The organism is Pseudomonas sp. VA159-2 (genome assembly GCF_024126635.1).
GTDB lineage: Bacteria > Pseudomonadota > Gammaproteobacteria > Pseudomonadales > Pseudomonadaceae > Aquipseudomonas > Aquipseudomonas muyukensis.
This window is the reverse complement of sequence record NZ_JAMYBV010000002.1, coordinates 195,001-213,735: the sequence shown is the minus strand read 5'-3', so window position 1 is coordinate 213,735 and position 18,735 is coordinate 195,001. Positions and strand designations below refer to the sequence as shown.

Here is an 18,735-nt window from a genome sequence, read left to right as displayed (position 1 = left end):
ATTCTTGAAAGAATGACGCTGGTTTACGAAGCGCGAACCTTGTCAGGTTCGAGTTCAAATATCGGAAAAACAGACATATGACTATATTGGTTACAGGTGGCGCCGGTTTCATCGGTGCGAACTTCGTATTGGATTGGCTTGCCGCTGGAGACGAGACTGTCATCAATCTCGACAAGCTAACCTACGCGGGTAACCTGCAGACGTTGGCCAGCCTGAACGATGATAAACGTCATGTGTTCGTGCACGGTGATATCGGAGATGCAGAGCTGGTGGGGCGCTTGCTCGAAGAGCACAAGCCTCGGGCGGTCATCAATTTCGCAGCCGAATCCCACGTCGACCGATCGATTCACGGCCCTGAGGCTTTCGTCGAAACCAATGTCATGGGGACCTTCCGCCTGCTCGAAGCCGTACGGGCTTACTGGGGGGCGCTGGGTGACGAGGCCCGCCAGGGTTTCCGCTTCCTGCATGTCTCTACCGATGAGGTATATGGCTCCCTGGCCGCGGACGAGCCTGCGTTCGCTGAAACCCACCAGTACCAGCCAAATAGCCCTTACTCGGCCAGCAAGGCGGCGAGCGACCATCTGGTGCGGTCGTACCACCATACTTACGGCCTACCGGTATTGACCACCAACTGCTCCAACAACTACGGGCCGTATCACTTCCCCGAGAAACTTATCCCACTGATGATCGTCAACGCCTTGGCGGGGAAAGCCCTGCCTGTCTACGGCGATGGCCAGCAGATTCGCGACTGGCTGTACGTCAAGGATCACTGCAGTGCCATTCGCCGTGTTCTCGAGGCTGGGCGGGTTGGCGAGGTGTACAACGTTGGTGGCTGGAACGAGAAGCCAAACCTGGAGATCGTCCAGCGCATCTGCACCTTGCTGGATGAAATGCGCCCACGTGGCGATGGCAAGCCCTACAGTGAGCAGGTGGCTTATGTCACGGATCGCCCCGGTCATGACCGCCGCTACGCCATTGATGCCCGCAAGCTCGAGCGCGAGCTGGGATGGAAGCCTGCCGAGACGTTCGAAACCGGTATTCGTAAAACGGTCGAGTGGTATCTGGATAACGAGCAGTGGGTGAAAAACGTCCAGTCCGGTGCTTATCGAGACTGGGTCGAGCAGAACTACGCAGATCGTACGGCATGAAGATCCTCCTTTTAGGCAAGGACGGCCAAGTGGGCTGGGAGCTGCAACGCAGTCTCGCGCCCCTAGGGCAGGTGGTGGCGCTCAATACACGTAGCGAAGCGTTTTGTGGCGATCTCGCAAACCTTGCGGGATTGGCCAATACCGTTGCGAGCGTCGCTCCCGACGTTATTGTCAACGCGGCGGCCTACACTGCCGTGGACAAAGCTGAGTCCGAACCTGAGCGAGCGCACTTGATCAACGCGCAGGCGGTGGAAGTGCTGGCGAGGTCTGCGAAGGCCATCGGGGCGCTCTTGGTGCACTATTCCAGCGACTATGTGTTTCCTGGCAGCGGCGTCGCCGCGTGGCGGGAGGACCTGCCGGTTGCGCCGTTGAATGTCTATGGGCAAACCAAGCTGGCCGGCGAGCAGGCCATTGAGGCCAGCGGCTGTGCGTATCTAATCTTGCGCACCAGCTGGGTCTATGCCGCTCGCGGTAACAACTTTGCCCGGACCATGCTGCGTCTGGCTGGAGAGCGCGACAACCTCGCGGTGATTGACGACCAGGTGGGCGCACCCACGGGGGCTGACCTGATTGCCGACGTCACCGCCCATGCCGTTCGTGCCGTGCGAGGCAATCCTGCACTGTGCGGTCTATATCATCTGGCGGCGGCAGGGGAGACGACCTGGTGTGGCTATGCGCGTTATGTCCTTGAGCAAGCAGCTGAGCTTGGTGTGGAGCTGAAGGTGCGTGCCGAGCAGGTCAAGGCGCTGACCACTGATGCATATCCTACGCCTGCCAAGCGTCCGGCCAATTCACGGCTCGATACTCAAAAATTACAGCGGGCCTTTGACCTGAGCTTGCCAGATTGGCATCAGGGCGTCGCCCGGATGCTGGTTGAACTTCAAGGAAAGTAATTAAATGAAACGTAAAGGTATTATCCTGGCTGGTGGCTCCGGTACCCGTCTGCATCCAGCGACGCTGGCGATTTCCAAGCAGTTGCTCCCGGTCTACGACAAACCGATGATCTACTATCCGTTGACCACGCTGATGTTGGCGGGTATTCGCGATATCTTGATCATCTCCACGCCTCAGGATACCCCGCGCTTCGAACAGCTTCTTGGTGATGGTAGTCAGTGGGGGCTGAATATCCAATACGCGGTACAGGCGTCTCCAGACGGCCTGGCTCAGGCGTTCCTCATTGGTGAGCAGTTCATTGCTGGCGATCCCTCTGCCTTGGTGCTGGGGGACAACATCTATTATGGCCACAACTTCCAAGAGCTGCTGGGTAGCGCCATGACGCGATCAGAGGGCGCCAGCGTGTTCGCTTACCACGTTCATGATCCTGAGCGTTATGGTGTGGTCGAGTTCGATAAGGTCGGCAAGGCGGTTAGCCTGGAAGAGAAACCCAAGCAGCCGAAGTCGAAGTATGCCGTGACCGGTCTGTACTTTTACGATAACCAGGTCGTCGATATCGCCAAGCAAATCAAGCCTTCACCTCGTGGTGAGCTTGAAATTACCGATGTCAATCGCACCTACCTGGAACAGGGCAAACTGTCGGTCGAGATCATGGGACGCGGGTATGCCTGGCTGGATACCGGCACTCATCAGTCCCTGTTGGAAGCCAGTCAATTCATTGCAACGCTCGAGCATCGCCAAGGGCTTAAAGTCGCCTGCCCTGAAGAATTGGCCTATAGAATGCGGTGGATTGGTCCGGAGCAATTGGAGAAATTGGCAATGCCTCTGGCAAAGAATGGCTATGGCCAATATCTGCTGAGAGTCTTGAAAAGCGAAGAATAATATGCGCAAGGGGCGCCTTGGTGCCCCTGCCTTTGAGCGGATGTGGCGATGTCCAAAGTGTATGATGCGATGGCCGCCAATAAACGCTGTGGGAGTTTGCGACGGTGGAAGTAACAGCTAAAACGATACGGTTACGACTCATAGAAGAGAGCGATGCTGTGTTTGTCGTTGGGCTGCGCACGGATGAAAAGTACAATAAGTACTTGTCGGCAGTGGGCAGTGATGTGGAAGCTCAGCGTCAATGGATAAGAAACTACAAGGCGGAAGAGCAAGCGGGAAGGCAGTACTATTTTATTATTGAACGATTGGATGGGGTCCCGTGTGGGACTGTGCGCTTATATGACTTTAAGGCGCATTCGTTTTCATGGGGCAGCTGGATTCTTAATGAAAGTAAAACCAAGTATGCAGCAGTTGAGAGCGCCTTTTTAGTCTATGATTTCGGTTTTCAGCATTTGAAGTACTCTGCTTCTCACTTCGAGGTGATGAAGGGGAATGAAAAAGTTACTTCGTTTCACGAAAAGATGGGCGCAATCCAAGTGGGCGAAGATCAGGATTTTCTTTACTTCGAGGTCCGCAAGGAGGCCATTGAAGCTGCAAAGGATCGCTTTTCGAGATTTCTGCGGGGTTGAACCTAGTTGATCTCCGATAGCTGGAACCTTGCGACACCCGGCAGGTTTGGAAAAGAGGCCGCGAGACGGGCTCGCGGTAAATGCGTCAGCCGTAGACCAGGCGGCCCAAGGGCCACCTGATCAATGGTTTGCTATATGAAACGCGTAACCAGCGCCGCTACCGATTCATTCAGGTCAGGCGACATTTGGTGCAGCGGATTGGAAGCCATGCCCGTCGGAGTGACCCGGCTGGTGATTTTCGGGAAATAGGTCTGCTCAGGATCGACCTTGACGATGAAGGCTCCAGGGCCGTCGCTCTCAAGTTGCGCAATGAAATCTTGCGAGTTTTCGAAACCCGGCTCTACGCGTACGACGGGAATACCGTAGGCCGCAAACAACGCTGCCCAGTTTGGCAAGCCCAAACCCGTTTCGATATCACAACCCACGTAACGGCCACCAAAGTAGCTACGTTGGGTGGAACGAATAGACGCATAACCCGAGTCGTCGAAGATGAAGATTTTCACATTCAAACGGTTAACGCCAACAGTGCCGATTTCCTGAAGATTCTGAGCGAAGCCCCCATCACCTTCGACCAGCACCACGCGCTGCTCTGGGTTGGCAAATGCCGCACCGATAGCGCCGCTCAAACCATAGCCCATAGAGGCCAGGCCCTTGTTGGTAACCACGCGCTGTCCGGCCTTTTGAGCGAATACCTGCATCATGACCGTGAAAGCGCCACCGCTGCTGCAAGGCACGACCACGTCGTCCGCTTTGAGCAAGGTTGACAGATGCTCAACGAATTTGAAGGGAGACTGATAGCCCGCGTGGGTCACGTTCTCTTCAATCAGCGGCAAAGCTGCCTGAACCTCACGGCAGTAGCCGTGCCATTCGCTCCACTGGCCATCGAGCTTGGCAGCCAGTTTCTTCAGCCAAGGGTTGACGTCAGCGCAGATCGGCACATCGACACGAGGGTGGCCCTTGGTCAGTTCGGCTACATCGCAGTCTATTTGCACGACTTTGCCACCACGCCCGAACTCTTGCCAGTTGAAGCCGGTTTGCTGCAGGCCAAGCCGCGTCCCCAACGCCAGGACCATGTCGGCCTGCTGGAGCAGAAGGTTGGCGTAGCGCTGGCCCCAAGTATTCGGTCGGCCGAAATAGCACGGATGGTCTGCAGCAATACGGTCCAGGCCGTTCCAGGTTGTGAACAACGGCAGTGAGTGCTGTTCGGCCACGGCCGCCAGGGCCGCCGCTGCTTCATGGCTGACCCCGCCACCGATCAACACCGCAGGGCGCTGAGCACCTCGCAGCAGTGCCAGAACCTCATCAAGCGAAGTCTCGGCAGTGCGAATATTCGCTGGCAATGGCATTGGCTTGCCAGTGATGGCCGCCGCGGGGGTGGTCGGCAGTTCTTCGACGCTCAGCAAGCGACCTTGCACGTCCAGCGGCAGTTCGATGAAGACCGGGCCCGGGCGGCCGCGCTCAGTAGCCGCGCACAGAGCCAAGAAGGCTTCGCGGGACACTGGAGTATCCAAGCGCTCGGCTGCAACCGTGATAGGACGGGCGATGGCAATACCGTCGATTTCCTGGATGCCGCGTTGGCGCAATTCGCCATGGCTCAAATCGGCTGTCTTGACCTGGCCACCGATGACCAGCAGCTCGCGGCTTTCGAGGAACGCGCCGGACAAGGCAGTGACGATATTGGTCAGCCCGGGACCTGCGGTGACCAGAGCCAACGCCTTGTGACCTTGGTCGTTGGTGGCGTTGAAATATTCTGCCGCGATACCTGCTGCCACTTCATGTACCACAGGAATGCAGGTCAGGTTATGGCTGAGGCTTTCCAGCAGGTGCATAATATTGCCACCAGCCACAAAGAAACAGTGAGTGTAGCCTGCTTCTGCCAACCAGGTGCTGACCCAATCACTATACTTTTTCTGCATGACCACTCCCAGTGAGCTCATTGACGGTTTCTTCACGAATAATCCTGCCGTGGTCCACGTGCAGAATTCGCGTACAAGTGCGCGCTAACAGCGCTGTGTCATGCGAGGCGATCACAACGATCGCTGCACGATTGAACAAATGGTTGAGCCGCTCTGTGGCGCGCGCCTTGAAGTCGTCGTCGCCGACACTCAGCCACTCGTCCATCAATAGGATGTCGGAGCCGACTGAGGTCGAGATAGCGAACGCCAAGCGCATCATCATCCCGCTCGAATAAGTGCGGACAGGCAACTTCAGGTAATCGCCCAGCCCGGAGAAATCGCAGATTTCATCAATGTGCGGTTTGATCTGCTTGCGCGAAATACCCATGGTAATGGCGCGTAGCGTGATGTTCTCGATGCCACTGGAATCGGTGTCGAAGCCCTGGGAAATATCCAGCAGTGACGTGACCGAGCCGGCCATGTCGAGCGTACCGCTGGCAGGCTCGAACACACCACTCAAGGTGCGTAGCAATGTTGTTTTGCCCGAGCCATTGTGACCCAGCAGCCCCACGCGCTCACCGTCGCCGATCGAAAAGTTTGCCCCGTCGACTGCACGCACAGTGACCCGTGAGTCGCTACCAGCCAGACGGCCGCCACTCGCCGCATTGAGGAACGTTTTGCGCATCGACCGCTGCGCACCCTGGTAGATCGGGAACTCGACCACCAGGTCCTTCGCAATGATATGAGCCATGGGCTACAACCAATAAACAATGCGCGAACGAAATCGCGCAAACAAAAGAAACGATACCGTTACGGTAGCCAGCAGTACCACGCCGACTTGGCCCCAGAGGGACCAAGTTAGCGGTTGACCAAGCAGCGGGTTACGGACGAGTTCGAGCATGTAGTAGAACGGGTTGATCTCGGCGATCCACATACGAGAATTCAGCACTTCCGCCTTCCACATGATCGGCGTCATGAAGAACACCACCTGCAGAATGTTGGTAACGATCAGCGGGATGTCGCGAAAACGCGCACAAAGCAAACCGACGGCCAACGCCAGCCAGAACAGGAACACCCCGATAACCGCCAGCCCGACCACGGCCTGCAGCAGCCCCATGGGGTTGAACGGCAGGAACCAAAGCACCACACCGACCAACACCACCGCGTTGTGCAGGAACACCAGAACGTTGCGCCACACCAGCCGCAGTACATAGGAAGACAAGGGGATCCGTGCGGCCTTGATACTGCCTTCCGCGCCAGTGAACACAAGGCAACTTTCAGTGATCACGACGGACATGAAGCTCCAGGTAATCATGCCCGCAGCAAGGTAGGGGATGTAATCATGAACATCCATCTTGAAGAGCCCTGCGTACATCACCCCCAGGCCACCGATCAGCACGGCAGTACTGATGGTGATCCACAGTGGCCCCAGCACGGAACGTCGATACCGCTGCCGAATGTCATGAGTACCCAGGAAGGCCCAGGTTTCAGTCGCAATCAGAGCGGCGCGAAGGTCACTCCAGGCTTCGCCTAGTCGTTTAGTAAAGCGCTTGGTCAAGGGACGTCCTATTATTTGTTGATACCGAAGAACGTTTCGATACGGTCCACGACATAATCGAGCATCTCAGTGGTCAATCCTGGCCAAACGCCGATCCAGAAGGTCTTGCTCATGATCCGGTCGGTGTTTTCCAAGGTGCCCGACACTCGATATTCGCGGCCGATCATATATGGCTGGCGCAGAAGGTTCCCAGCGAACAGGAGGCGGGTACCGATTTTGTGCTCATCCAGGTAGTTCAGCAGATCAAGGCGCTGATAAGGACTTTCCTTCAAGGTGATCGGGAACCCGAACCAGGATGGCTCACTGCCTTCGGTGGCCTCCGGAAGGATCAGGAACTCCGCACAGCTTGCAAGCTTCTGCTTCAGGTAAGCAAAGTTATGTTTGCGAGCCTCGATGAAAGACGGCAACTTGTCCATTTGCGCCAGCGCGCAAGCCGCTTGCATGTCGGTAATTTTGAGGTTGTAGCCGAGGTGAGAGTAGGTGTACTTGTGGTCATAGCCATAGGGCAGATCACCCAGCTGCCAGCAAAAACGCTTCTTGCAGGTGTTATCTTCGCCGGGCGGGCAGAAGCAGGAACGACCCCAGTCGCGAATCGACTCAACCGCGAGGCGCAACTTGGACTTTTTGGTGAATACCGCTCCGCCTTCACCCATGGTGATGTGGTGAGCAGGGTAGAAGCTCAAGGTACCGATGTCGCCAAAGGTGCCGACCAGCTTGCCGTCGTAGGTAGAACCCAATGCGTCGCAGCAATCTTCGACCAGCCACAGTTTGTACTTGTCGCAGAGCTCGCGGATCTTGCGCAGGTTGTACGGGTTGCCAAGCGTGTGAGCCAGCATGATCGCCTTGGTTTTCGGCGTAATGGCAGCTTCGATCAGTTCCGGATTGATGTTGTAAGTGGCGAGGTCGACATCGACGAATACCGGGATCGCACCATTCTGGATGATTGGGTTGACGGTGGTGGGGAAGCCCGCTGCCACGCCAATCACTTCGTCACCCGGCTTGATCGCGCGATCACCCAAGGTTGGGGAGGTCAGCGCGGTGAATGCAAGCAGGTTGGCCGAAGACCCGGAGTTGGTGGTGAGCACATGCTTAACGCCCAGGAACTTGCTGAGGCGCTTTTCGAATTCGGCATTGAAGCGACCGGTGGTCAACCAACCATCCAGCGAGGCCTGGATCATCAGACCGACTTCGGCGCCGTCGATCACTTTGCCTGCTGGTGGAATAGCGGTCACGCCAGGGATGAAGTCACGACGCGCAAAGGCAGTCTTGGAGTATTGCTGGGCCAGATCGTCAATCTGTTTTCTGAGGTCGTCTTGGGTGGTCATCAGGTAATCCGCGTTCATTAGGGTCGTGCTTCAGAAAAGCTCGAAATTTGATCGATACAAACTTGTCGCATGTCGCTGCCAGCTAGAAACTTGCGGTGCCAGCCCACGACTTCATCCAACGCCCGGGCGAGGGACCAGCGTGGTGTCCAGAACAACTGGGCACGAGCCTTGGAGCAATCAAGCTTGAGATAATTCGCCTCGTGAGGCGCTGCTGCATTGGCCTCGATACGGAATTGAGCGTCGTCGGCCCAGCATTGGGCCATGCGTTCGGCAATCCAGGCCACAGGCTGAGCATCGGAGTCCACAGGGCCGAAGTTCCAGCCTTCGGCGAACTGCGCACCGCTCTCGTAGAGACGTTGAGCGAGCACCAGGTAGCCGGACAGCGGCTCGAGCACGTGCTGCCAGGGACGAATCGCCCCCGGGTTACGGATGATAGCAACTTCGTTGCGCTCAAATGCCCTCAGTAAGTCTGGCACCAGCCGATCAGCTGCCCAGTCACCGCCGCCAATCACATTGCCTGCACGGCCACTGCCCAGCGCCATGCCATGTTCACCATGGCGGGCAGGGTTGAAATAAGAGCTGCGATAAGCCGCTGTCACCAGTTCGGTACAGCCCTTGCTGGCGCTGTAAGGGTCGTAGCCGCCCATCGCTTCGTTTTCGCGGTAACCCCAAGGCCATTCGCGATTCTCGTAGCATTTGTCGGAACTGACCACAACGCAGGACCGCACGCTGGCGCAGGCACGGACAGCCTCCAGCAAGTGCACGGTGCCCATGACATTGGTACCGAATGTTTCCACCGGCGCGTCGTAGGAGTAACGGACCAGCGGCTGGGCCGCCAGGTGCAGGACGATGTCCGGTTGTGCCTGGACAACGGCCGACGCCAATGCTGCGCCATCCCGAATATCGCCAATGATCGAGGTCATGCGCTCGCCCACCGACGCGACTTCGAACAGGCTCGGAGTCGTTTGCGGCTCAAGGGCGAACCCGGTAACGATTGCCCCCATCTCCTGCAACCACAGCGCCAGCCAGCTACCCTTGAAGCCGGTATGTCCAGTGAGGAATACCCGCTTGCCCTGCCAAAAAGCGCGATCTATCACCATACTTTCCATGGGGCAACCTTGCGTTCCCACAAGTCCTCCAGCTGTTGTTTCTCTCGCAGGGTATCCATCGGCTGCCAGAAACCGTGATGCTCAAAGGCCAGCAGCTCGCGATCACGAGCGAGTGCCTCCAGAGGCTCACGTTCCCAAATGGTTTCGTCGGCTTCGATCAGGTCGATCACTTTCGGCTTGAGCACGAAGTAACCGCCATTGATAAAGGAGCCATCACCGTGCGGCTTCTCGCGGAAGCTTTCTACATGGTGGTTGTTGATGTTCAGCGCGCCGAAACGTCCTGGGGGCTGGGTAGCCGTAACGGTAGCCATTTTGCCATGCGCTTTGTGGAAAGCCACCAGCTTGCCGATGTCGATATCGGCAACCCCGTCGCCATAGGTAAAGCAGAAGTCTTCGTCCGGTTCCAGATAGTCACGGACGCGACGCAGGCGACCACCAGTCTGGGACTCAGCCCCTGTATCCACCAGGGTCACGCGCCATGGCTCGGCGTTGTTCTGATGGACTTCCATCTTGTTGTTTGCCATGTCGAATGTGACGTCCGACATGTGCAAGAAGTAGTTGGCGAAGTACTCTTTGATGACGTATCCCTTGTAGCCCAGGCAGATCACGAAATCATTCACGCCATAGTGGGAGTAGATTTTCATGATGTGCCAGAGGATCGGACGGCCACCCACCTCAACCATGGGTTTTGGACGTGTGCTCGTCTCTTCACTGAGGCGGCTGCCCAGCCCACCAGCCAAAATAACTGCCTTCATAGTTTTCCCTGCATCAGTATTTTAAGTAAGTTTCATCCGAATCGGAGCGCCATGGCGCTCGATCGGCGGATGCGTTAACTTGCCAGTAGGCGTTTGCTAAACCGTACAAACTGCGCAAATGGATAAATAATCACTTGAGACAGCTTGCGGCCCAGTAACGTCGCTTGACGATAAATCTGGACTGAATGGGTATATTCATGAACTATACGATGCATCAAGTCGATATGCTGCCGAGCCAGCCGCTCCAATTCAGCTAGCGACTGACCTGTCTGGCTAATGGTCGGTGTCGGAACGGAAGCCAAGTACTCTCTCGCGTGTGCCTCCGCTCGAGAAACTAACGTTTCAAAATCAGAATCAATAAGCAGTAATGGCGCCCACTCCTCAAGATCTATAACAGATAGAGCATTTACAATCCCACCCTCGACCTCGGGCCTGATAGCGACCCAATGACAGGCCATTCGGTAAATTTGATAGCCGCTCCGCTCGCCCTGCCAGTTGTTACGGTAAATATCTTCATCGTGCAGGCGATGTAAATTCTCAAAGGTTTTTCGTAGGCCATCAAGCTCTTTACGGGGCCGCTGCCCCATCGCTATTTCGTTTAATCGTTCAATGGGCTCAAAGAGGTCGTAGACAAAAAGATCGCAGGAGACAAGGAAATCCCTAACTTCGGTGAATGTTTTTTGATCGACGAGGAATCGCTCATCCGAGCACCCGATGGATTCCAGGACCTGAAGATAAATTTTGTGAACTATTCCATTAAGGAGTTTGAAGCGAGAATTATCGCGCCGCCCCTCAAAGGTTCTCGGCAGCACTGATGAAGATATAATGCCGTGCTCAACAAGCCACTTAAATTGCAGTGCAACTCCAAAGCCCCAAAAGTAGTTGTCGCCCAAATTCTTATGTTTGGCTAATTTCTTGAAGTGCGCGGCTTGCTTTGCTGTGTCCGAAACGCGGTAATATACCAAGGGGCGGTTGACAATCCTGGTTCTAAGCTGCCCAAAACACGCCAGTAACCAACATACGTGCCCGTATATTGGTTGGATTGCGTTTGCCTCCCAAGCTATTTCTATGTCGGCTTTCTCGCGACGAAATATGACGTTAGAGATTCCCGCCAGCATGAACATAAGTCCGGTAGTTTCTACTAATGAGTCTCCGGATACATCCAGGTGCGAAGTTCTCATATTCGCCATGCGCCGACTAAGAACGACACCATCATCGTCGATAATCGGAGAGTTGAACACGTAGAGGTCCGCCACATCCTGACGAATCATGGTGATGATGCTGAGAATCGTATCAATGGCAGGGATGTCATCATCCCCGTGATACCAAATAAAATCACCGCCACAGAGCTCAAGCGAGTGAAACATGTTTGATTCAGCTGTATCCAAAAACTCCGTACGGTTAACCAGCGTTATCGCTTCGCCAACAAGCGGCTCGATCAGCTCTCGAGTTCCATCATTCGAGCAGTTATTAACAACAACAATTTCAACGTCATCTGTCAGCGGAAGAAGATTCCGTTTCAAAAACAACACCAGCGCATGCACTCGTTTGCCACGATTGTAAGTGGGGATACAGATTGTGAGTGCCCGAGCACGAGGCAGAATCATGTTCATGTTAGCTACCTAGATTTTTCATTCATACGTCGCTGAGTCGAGTCCGCCCAGATTTCACGCGAGCCAAGATCACGCGCGCGGTAAAAAGCACGCCCCGTTCACGAATCATCAACAGAATCGTCTTGATAATACCCATATAGCGAGAGGACTGGGAAATCTTCTCGATGTACATTTCAGACATAGGGCTGGAATAGGTCGTGGCCTGCGCCACTAGCTGTGTCGACGCCACAAAGTCCGCGAGCGCGCTTTCCGCACGTTCAAACAAGCCCAAGTAACGCTCGCGAGCCAAGCCCACGGTGTCTTGCGCGCGCTTGAAGCCAACGGCGTCGCCGTCACCCCACACATAACCTTCCGATCCGTGTTCAGCCTTGCCAATCAGGTCGGTAAAAAACGCGTTTGGCAAGAACACCACAGGGCAACCACACAGCATGGCCTCAATGGCCAATGCCGAGTTTTCATAGCAGTAGAAACGCTCACACCGCTGGAACAAATCACGAATCTGTTCAGGCGTCTGCTCATCCTTGCGATCACGAACAATTTCGATCAGCCCATCGGTAACCGCAAAGGTCTTGCCGCCGTGGTAGTTCTTATATTTACCGGCATAAAAGCACGCCCCCTGACGTTTGGCGCCCGGTGCGGGCGGAACGAAAAAATTTGGGTCCGAGGCAGGAATAAAAATCGTCTGTTTGGAATTCGGGACCGTTGCAGCAATGGCTGCGCTGTAGGAAATGCAATACTCCGTTTCAGGAAACTGCGCATCACCGCCCAGGAGGCCAGCATAGTTCAGCACATATCGAACAACAAAAGGCGCCTTCATCGGGTTGCCCTTGATGCTCTCTGGATAGATGGTGATCGGTGTGAGCCCTTGAGCGCGGTGGTAATCCATAATGCGCTTGGTCAGCAATGGCGTATTCAAGGCCGGATGGGCTGACAGGTAGGGTGGAAAGTGTGGGTGCACGATCAGAAAAGCCTGCTCGCCCATACGATTGAGGGCGTGACACAGAACATGCAGCGACTTGATACCAGCAGAGGTCCGCACATAACGAGCAGCGACGATGTAATATGGGTTACGCCGCACGGGCATGAACAACGATCGAGTCTCAGTCATAACCTGTCACTTTCAACTAAACTACTCATATAGTCGGCTGTCAACTTGATCTGCTGGTCCAACCCCAGAGGCGTTATCTGAAGGCGGCGTTCGAATGCACGAATGGCTGTTGCGTCACCCACGTATCTGTCCGCGGGAGCCTCACGCAGGGGAGGGCGCTCGATAGCCAGATGTGGCGCAAGTAACGCCTGACAGCGCAGAGCGAGTTCCCCCACTTCAACGATCTCTGTGCCAACGGTGTCGAACACATGGAACACCGCCCCCTTATCACGCTCTGCAAAAATCAGGCGACAGCACAGTTCGATCAGGTCAGTAACGCTGTAGTAGGAGCGAATCACTTGATGAGTAGCGCGCACACTGATCGTTTCGCTAGACAGGCACGCCGAGATGATCGATGCCAGTGCATAGAGGTTGTGCTTATTGATGTAGGGCCCGCTGACGTTGAATACCCGTGGGCTCACAACCGGGAATTGATACCGCTGGCCAATGGCCTCGAATGCGCGCTCATCATCCAGCTTGCAGCGCCCATAGATCGCGCCATCGCTTTGGTCGGCTTGAATCAGCCCCGCGTAAGCGGCGCCACTGGAAGGTACAAACAAGCCAGCGATTGGGTTGGCGTCGACAAACTGCAGCAAGGCTTCACGAATGCTGCAGTTGAGGAGAATGTATTCCTCGTGGCTCATGGCGCCCACGCGATCCTTGGTCTGGAAGGCGTAATGAAACACTAGCGCGGGCTGCGCTGTGCGCAGCGCTGGGAGGGAAGATAAAGCCTGAACCTGTATGGTCGTGCCGTCGCGCAGGGTCAGCGACCGCGCAGTCGACGCAAAAGCGTGCACGCGCGCCCTGTCGGCTGGCGCGAGCTGGCGAAACAGGTATTCAAGTGTCGCCTGTCCCAACCATCCAGTAGCGCCGATGACAACGAAGTCAACCTGATCAAAAACTTCCATCATGCACCGCCATTGATAGCGAGCGCTGCGCCTTGAGCGAAGGCGTCGCCAATAAGCGCTTGAACAACTGGCGTACGCTCGAGCGACAACCGCTGCAAATCACCGTTATCGGCAGGAACGATGACTCGGTAATGGCTCTGGGAGTGCTTTTTATCGCTCTCGAAATGCTTTAGCAACTCGTCGGCAGTGATGCCAACCAGCGGCGCCAAGGTCTGACGCATCGGTTGCAGCAGCCCCTGTACATGAGCGACCAGGCGTCCGGCGCGAGCTTCGCCCTCTGGGGTCAGAAGCTTCGCCACCTTGGCGTACCGATAGGCCATCAAGATCCCCACGCCCACGGCAATCCCATGGGGGATCGCGAAACGGGTAGCAGACTCCACTGCGTGACCAAAGGTATGACCGAAGTTCAGCAGCAAGCGTTCGGCACGGTCGAACTCGTCTATTTCGATAAACCACTTTTTAGTGGTCAGACTCTGCTCGATGATGGCGAAGGCGGTTTCTGGTTTGAGCGGTGCTGCGGGCTGCCAATCGAGGTAAGTGGCGAATGCCTGCGCACCCCGTGCGTAGCAGATCTTGACCGACTCCATCAGGCCGCTGGTTTGCTGTTCGGCACTAAGGCTTTGCACAAACGCAAGGTCAATCAAGATACTGGCGGGCGGATGGAAATTACCCACCAGGTTTTTCAGGGCGCCGACGTTAATCGACGACTTACCACCGATACAGGAATCTACCATGCCCAGCAATGTGGTCGGGCAGTAATGCCAGCGCAAGCCGCGCATGTAGATCGAGGCGACGAACGTTGCGATGTCCTGGATGATACCGCCGCCCACTGCGACGATCTCGGTATCACGAGTCGCACCGTGACCTTTAAGCGCCTCAATGATTGGGGCGATTTGCTCCAGAGACTTGTTTTCTTCGGTTGCGTCGATAGCGATGATCGGATCGGTGACAAACGCCACCTGAGTCAACAGGCGACTGTCTACCAGAAAGATCCGATGGGCTTGGGTGGCCACTACTTCCTGGACCAGTCCTTCACCCAGCAGCACATTATACACGCCCGTCGAGCTGCTGATATTAAACGATACGCGCATGAGTGAAACCCTTGTCAACCGTCAAAAATTGTCCGGTGATGGACCGATGCGCAAGCGAGCAGCAGAACTCTACCGTCGCAGCCACATCGGCAACACCAGCCAGTCGGGAACCTGGTGTCGCAGCTTCCAGTCGAGCGATCTGCTCGGCGCTAAGATTGGCGCGCGTCATTGGCGTATCGAGCGCACCAGGCAGCACCGCGTTGATCACGTGACCTTTATCTGCCAGATCAAGGGACACCGAACGAACCAGCCCTTGCAGAGCAGCCTTGGTTACGCAATAGGAAAGCTTGTTCTGCCGGGCGATGTTCTGCCAGATCGAACTGATGACGCATAGACGTGCCCCGCCAGTGGCCAGCGCACCGGCGCCCAGCAGGGCATGTAGCGAAACCAGCACATGACCGACGTTGGCTTCGTACATGCGCATGTGGCGCTCGTAATCCAGGTCGGCAATGTTGTCTGTGCAATTGTCACCTTGGGCCCAGACCACTGCCTCGAGCTGGCCGAGCGAAGCGGGCACCGACTCGTCGGTAAGGGGATCCCACACAACTGTGGTCACTCGCTCATGCGCAACAGTGTAGGAGGTTACTTGCCGAACAATGGCAGTGACGTCCCACTCACGAGCAGCGAACCACTCCACCAGACCAGAACCGATGGCGCCGGACGCACCAAAGATAGCGATGTGCGGCCGCGCAGCCGTGGCAACGACCACGTCTTATTGACCACCCAGCAATTTCCAGCGGGCGTCGAGCATGGCGATGCGTTTGTCATCTTCCTTCTCGATCAGCCCGTAGTACTCGCGCTTGTTTTCCAGCCACAAGAGTTCGAAATGCACGGCATTGAGCAGGCCATTTTCGATATTGCTATTGCGCACCGATTCAGCCGCGTAGACGATTTTTCGGGTCTCGAAACGTGCCAGGTGATTAGCTTCGAGCTTTTTCAGCTCCTCGATCGCGTCACTGGAAACACCACCACCGACCACTAGCTCAAGCCCGGCAGCCTTGGCCGCGGTGCCTGTCACCAGGGCGTACTCAGTCACTTTGGGGTGATTGATGTCATCACGGCTGTAATTGTTCGACAGCGAAAAATCGACACGACCGAACACCACGCCGTCCAAGCCGCCTGGCACCGCGGCAGCCTGGATCAAACCATCCAGATTATTGAAGCCCGTAATGGTTTCAAGGTTGAAGAGAAACTTGGTGTCTTCCTGATCTTCCTTGGTATAGACCTTGTTCTTTGCTTCGATGAATTTCTTCACGGCATAAGGAGATTCGATCATCGGCGCGATAATATATTCAACGCCAATTTGCTTGCTCTCCAGCAAGTCGCGGATAGCCTCGCAGCCACCGATCTTCAGAGCAATGTCCAGGTCAGCACGGCGCGCGAGCTCGATCAGGCGCAACAGTTCGTCAACACGAGTCCCCTCAGCTTCGAACTCGGCCTTGACAGCGAGATAGCCATATTCCTCTTTACCGCGCTTGAGCAGATCCAGCATCTGGCGTTCACGACGATTCATTTGACACTCCTTACTCAAATATTATCAGGCAGGCAGAACTTACCCGCTTGCCAATGAGGAACAGTCACAGGACATTAGACCCCGACATCCGGGCCCTGGCAGTTAAATGAAAATCTCGAGACACACGGAAAGCGCCCGTCAAGCGAGATGGCAATTTAGTTGCTCGCCGAGCGAGCACGGAATGTACTGTATCCAGCGATACAAATAACAGAAAAGCGGCAGTAACCGTTAAAAAATTCTGATCAGTCAAGGCAAACACACCCTGTGTTCCATGCTTTGTGCGAAAGTGGCTGCGCGACGATCATGCTGCGTTGAAAACAGGCTCGGAATCTCATTTGCAATCAAAAATCTGAGTGCGACTCCGACCGTTCCTCGCCTGTTTTCGCCTTGCCTGATCGCTGCTTGGCGACTTTTCCTACAAGCTCTAGACAACCTATCCAAAGCCTTTCGCTGCTATTGGCATCCCTAGCCATTCTGACAAAACGCCGCTGCATTTTGTCAGAGCTGACGGGGAATTTCACCTGTTTTTTGAGAGGCGGGATGCCAGCAACGGCGCTGGCCTGGAGATGATCGATCCTGGGGGATATCAAGGATAAAAATGATCCGCACCTACCGCTTCCGGACTACTGCCAGAGCCCAGCGAAGCGGCTTTGTCAACCTCCAGCTCCAGCTCTGGTGCAGCAGTGCCAGCCTACGCTCAATATCCAAGGTGCGGTCTAACAAACCCTCATGCTGCGCCGACAGCCTGTCGAGAGTAGCGGAAAGATTCATCTGCCGATCGAGTTCCATACTAAGATCCAGCGAAAGCCGCTGGATTTCACTCGTCGCCGTGCTTAGGTCCAGCGAGAGCCGCTGGTTTTCACTTGTCGCCGTGCTTAGGTCCAGCGAGAGCCGCTGGATTTCATTCGCGGCAGATGCACCGCGAAGTCGCTCTGCCGCCACAGGGCCGGGAAGCAACGCTGCACGATAAACTCTCCAATCTATGAATTCTAAGGGTTTTTCCGGTATCGGTAGGCCGCACACATTCACGAGCCACGACATGAAGCTGTCGTAGAGCTCTGGGTACGCGGCATTAAGTGCGGCGGGGTCCGCCATATCAGCGAGCTCCGCTAGAGATGCATCGGCGAGGTACGCGCCTGGGAGATGCGGAATCTGGAACAGTCGACACATTTCTTCTGCTCGGACATCCCCGGCAGTCACAAGTGCTGGGCGTCCTTTATTCAGTGAGACAATGCTCCCATGCACACGGGTTCCTACGGTTAGTGCAACAGACTCGTCAAAGTAGTCTCTCCACTCAGCAGGATCCGTGAAAAAGCGGACTCGGTCACAGGCAAGTGCGCTCATGAGTTTCGATGCGTAGTCAGGCCAAGGTGCAGCCATAAATGAGTTGAGATCTTGTTGTGTGACAGGGGCGACATCAATCAGTGCCCTCAATAACTCCGCCTCGCTTTGCAACACATAGTGGACATTTTCGACAGTATTGGAAGTGAATAGTCCAACACCTACAACCGCTGACTCGGCAGTGAATTCAAGCCTCTCCACCACCCTGTCTCGCCCAGCCTCGAAGTAAGTTGGGCAGCCAACCACCTGATAATTGCGTATCCCTAACAGCTCCATGACCTGTCCGGTGAAGGCGCCTCGAACACCTATCGAAACTGCTTTGCGTGACAGAAAGCTAAAAAAATTTCTTGCTTCCATGGAGATTTCGCTGACGACTTGGTCAGGAGTCTTGTTTACGCCGCAGCAACCTAGGCTGAACACTATAAGTGGCAAGTCCAATGCTTCGAGCACGCCCTGCATTCGTGCCCACGGTGAATGATTCCACTGCTCTCCTATATGATCTTCGAAAATAAGTATTGCGTGAGAGTATTTTTCATTTGCATATTCGAAATTTACATAATGTTTGTGGCAGGTAAATATATTTTTTATGCCTCCGGTGTAGGTTTTTATTCCAAGAATCTTAGCAAGGCTCGTTGCGATCAAGCCGTTTCCAGAGTTGGTATTAATGCCGGAGTAAAGGTCGTCAAAGTTGTCGGGGGTGTCTGGATGGATAAAAAGATTGTGATTAATAAAATAAGGTGTAAATTTCACTTTGGCGTTCTCTCGCAGTGCCTGGCGGCCACGCACACAAGCAGCAACACTGAAGAAAATAACTACGGCCAATCTATTCCTGAACAGGCTAAACCCATGGAAACAGACGGCAGAGGCTAAAGTAATAGCAACATCCTCAGCAGCATCCCGCGATGACTATCCCACACTTTTGCATGC

17 protein-coding genes are annotated in these 18,735 nt (G+C 55.2%); 4 read left to right on the top strand and 13 right to left on the bottom strand.

The window, feature by feature from the left end:
• The first annotated feature begins 77 nt into the window (after positions 1-77).
• The 4 genes from rfbB (at position 78) to NJG22_RS02920 (ending at position 3,553) form a co-directional block, all read left to right on the top strand.
• Positions 78-1,148, top strand: coding sequence for a dTDP-glucose 4,6-dehydratase (rfbB, locus tag NJG22_RS02935; protein WP_253092409.1), 1,071 nt, complete (start codon positions 78-80; stop codon positions 1,146-1,148).
• Positions 1,145-2,041 (top strand): dTDP-4-dehydrorhamnose reductase, encoded by an 897-nt coding sequence (gene rfbD / locus NJG22_RS02930; protein ID WP_253092407.1) that lies wholly within the window; start codon positions 1,145-1,147, stop codon positions 2,039-2,041. The genes rfbB and rfbD overlap by 4 nt, the downstream gene beginning before the upstream one ends.
• A gap of 4 nt (positions 2,042-2,045) precedes the next feature.
• Positions 2,046-2,924, top strand: a complete 879-nt coding sequence (rfbA, locus tag NJG22_RS02925; RefSeq protein ID WP_253092405.1) for a glucose-1-phosphate thymidylyltransferase RfbA — start codon at positions 2,046-2,048, stop codon at positions 2,922-2,924.
• A gap of 104 nt (positions 2,925-3,028) precedes the next feature.
• A complete protein-coding gene (locus tag NJG22_RS02920) occupies positions 3,029-3,553 on the top strand; it encodes a GNAT family N-acetyltransferase (RefSeq protein WP_253092403.1) in 525 nt (174 codons plus the stop codon).
• Positions 3,554-3,684: 131 nt separating this feature from the next.
• Here NJG22_RS02920 and NJG22_RS02915 read toward each other — a convergent pair whose 3' ends face one another.
• From NJG22_RS02915 to NJG22_RS02855, 13 genes are all read right to left on the bottom strand, one after another.
• Positions 3,685-5,490 (bottom strand): thiamine pyrophosphate-binding protein, encoded by a 1,806-nt coding sequence (locus tag NJG22_RS02915; RefSeq protein ID WP_253092401.1) that lies wholly within the window; start codon positions 5,488-5,490, stop codon positions 3,685-3,687.
• Positions 5,453-6,199 carry an ATP-binding cassette domain-containing protein gene (locus NJG22_RS02910; protein WP_253092399.1) on the bottom strand — a complete coding sequence of 249 codons (747 nt, stop codon included), beginning with the start codon at positions 6,197-6,199 and terminating at the stop codon, positions 5,453-5,455. Before NJG22_RS02910 ends, NJG22_RS02915 begins: the two co-directional genes overlap by 38 nt.
• Before the next feature lie 3 nt (positions 6,200-6,202).
• Positions 6,203-7,006 (bottom strand): ABC transporter permease, encoded by an 804-nt coding sequence (locus NJG22_RS02905; RefSeq protein WP_253092396.1) that lies wholly within the window; start codon positions 7,004-7,006, stop codon positions 6,203-6,205.
• Positions 7,007-7,017: 11 nt separating this feature from the next.
• Positions 7,018-8,331 carry a lipopolysaccharide biosynthesis protein RfbH gene (gene rfbH, locus NJG22_RS02900; protein ID WP_253092395.1) on the bottom strand — a complete coding sequence of 438 codons (1,314 nt, stop codon included), beginning with the start codon at positions 8,329-8,331 and terminating at the stop codon, positions 7,018-7,020.
• A gap of 17 nt (positions 8,332-8,348) precedes the next feature.
• A complete protein-coding gene (gene rfbG, locus NJG22_RS02895; protein WP_253092393.1) occupies positions 8,349-9,440 on the bottom strand; it encodes a CDP-glucose 4,6-dehydratase in 1,092 nt (363 codons plus the stop codon).
• Positions 9,425-10,195 carry a glucose-1-phosphate cytidylyltransferase gene (rfbF, locus tag NJG22_RS02890; RefSeq protein ID WP_253092391.1) on the bottom strand — a complete coding sequence of 257 codons (771 nt, stop codon included), beginning with the start codon at positions 10,193-10,195 and terminating at the stop codon, positions 9,425-9,427. The genes rfbG and rfbF overlap by 16 nt, the downstream gene beginning before the upstream one ends.
• Before the next feature lie 74 nt (positions 10,196-10,269).
• The gene (locus NJG22_RS02885; RefSeq protein ID WP_253092390.1) at positions 10,270-11,808 is read right to left on the bottom strand and encodes a glycosyltransferase family 2 protein; all 1,539 of its coding nucleotides are present in this window, start codon (positions 11,806-11,808) and stop codon (positions 10,270-10,272) included.
• A gap of 22 nt (positions 11,809-11,830) precedes the next feature.
• Positions 11,831-12,916: a hypothetical protein gene (locus NJG22_RS02880; RefSeq protein ID WP_253092388.1), complete on the bottom strand. Its 1,086-nt coding sequence runs from the start codon at positions 12,914-12,916 to the stop codon at positions 11,831-11,833.
• Positions 12,913-13,863, bottom strand: a complete 951-nt coding sequence (locus tag NJG22_RS02875) for an NAD(P)-dependent oxidoreductase (protein ID WP_253092386.1) — start codon at positions 13,861-13,863, stop codon at positions 12,913-12,915. The genes NJG22_RS02880 and NJG22_RS02875 overlap by 4 nt, the downstream gene beginning before the upstream one ends.
• Complete coding sequence (locus tag NJG22_RS02870; protein ID WP_253092384.1) at positions 13,863-14,954, bottom strand: 3-dehydroquinate synthase family protein; 1,092 nt, start codon at positions 14,952-14,954, stop codon at positions 13,863-13,865. The genes NJG22_RS02875 and NJG22_RS02870 overlap by 1 nt, the downstream gene beginning before the upstream one ends.
• On the bottom strand, positions 14,938-15,663 hold the full coding sequence (locus NJG22_RS02865; protein ID WP_253092382.1) for an SDR family oxidoreductase: 726 nt from the start codon (positions 15,661-15,663) through the stop codon (positions 14,938-14,940). Before NJG22_RS02865 ends, NJG22_RS02870 begins: the two co-directional genes overlap by 17 nt.
• A 3-nt stretch (positions 15,664-15,666) precedes the next feature.
• Positions 15,667-16,467, bottom strand: coding sequence for an aldolase/citrate lyase family protein (locus tag NJG22_RS02860; protein ID WP_253092380.1), 801 nt, complete (start codon positions 16,465-16,467; stop codon positions 15,667-15,669).
• Between the two features lie 609 nt (positions 16,468-17,076).
• Positions 17,077-18,630 carry a polysaccharide pyruvyl transferase family protein gene (locus NJG22_RS02855; protein WP_253092378.1) on the bottom strand — a complete coding sequence of 518 codons (1,554 nt, stop codon included), beginning with the start codon at positions 18,628-18,630 and terminating at the stop codon, positions 17,077-17,079.
• Between the last annotated feature and the right edge of the window lie 105 nt (positions 18,631-18,735).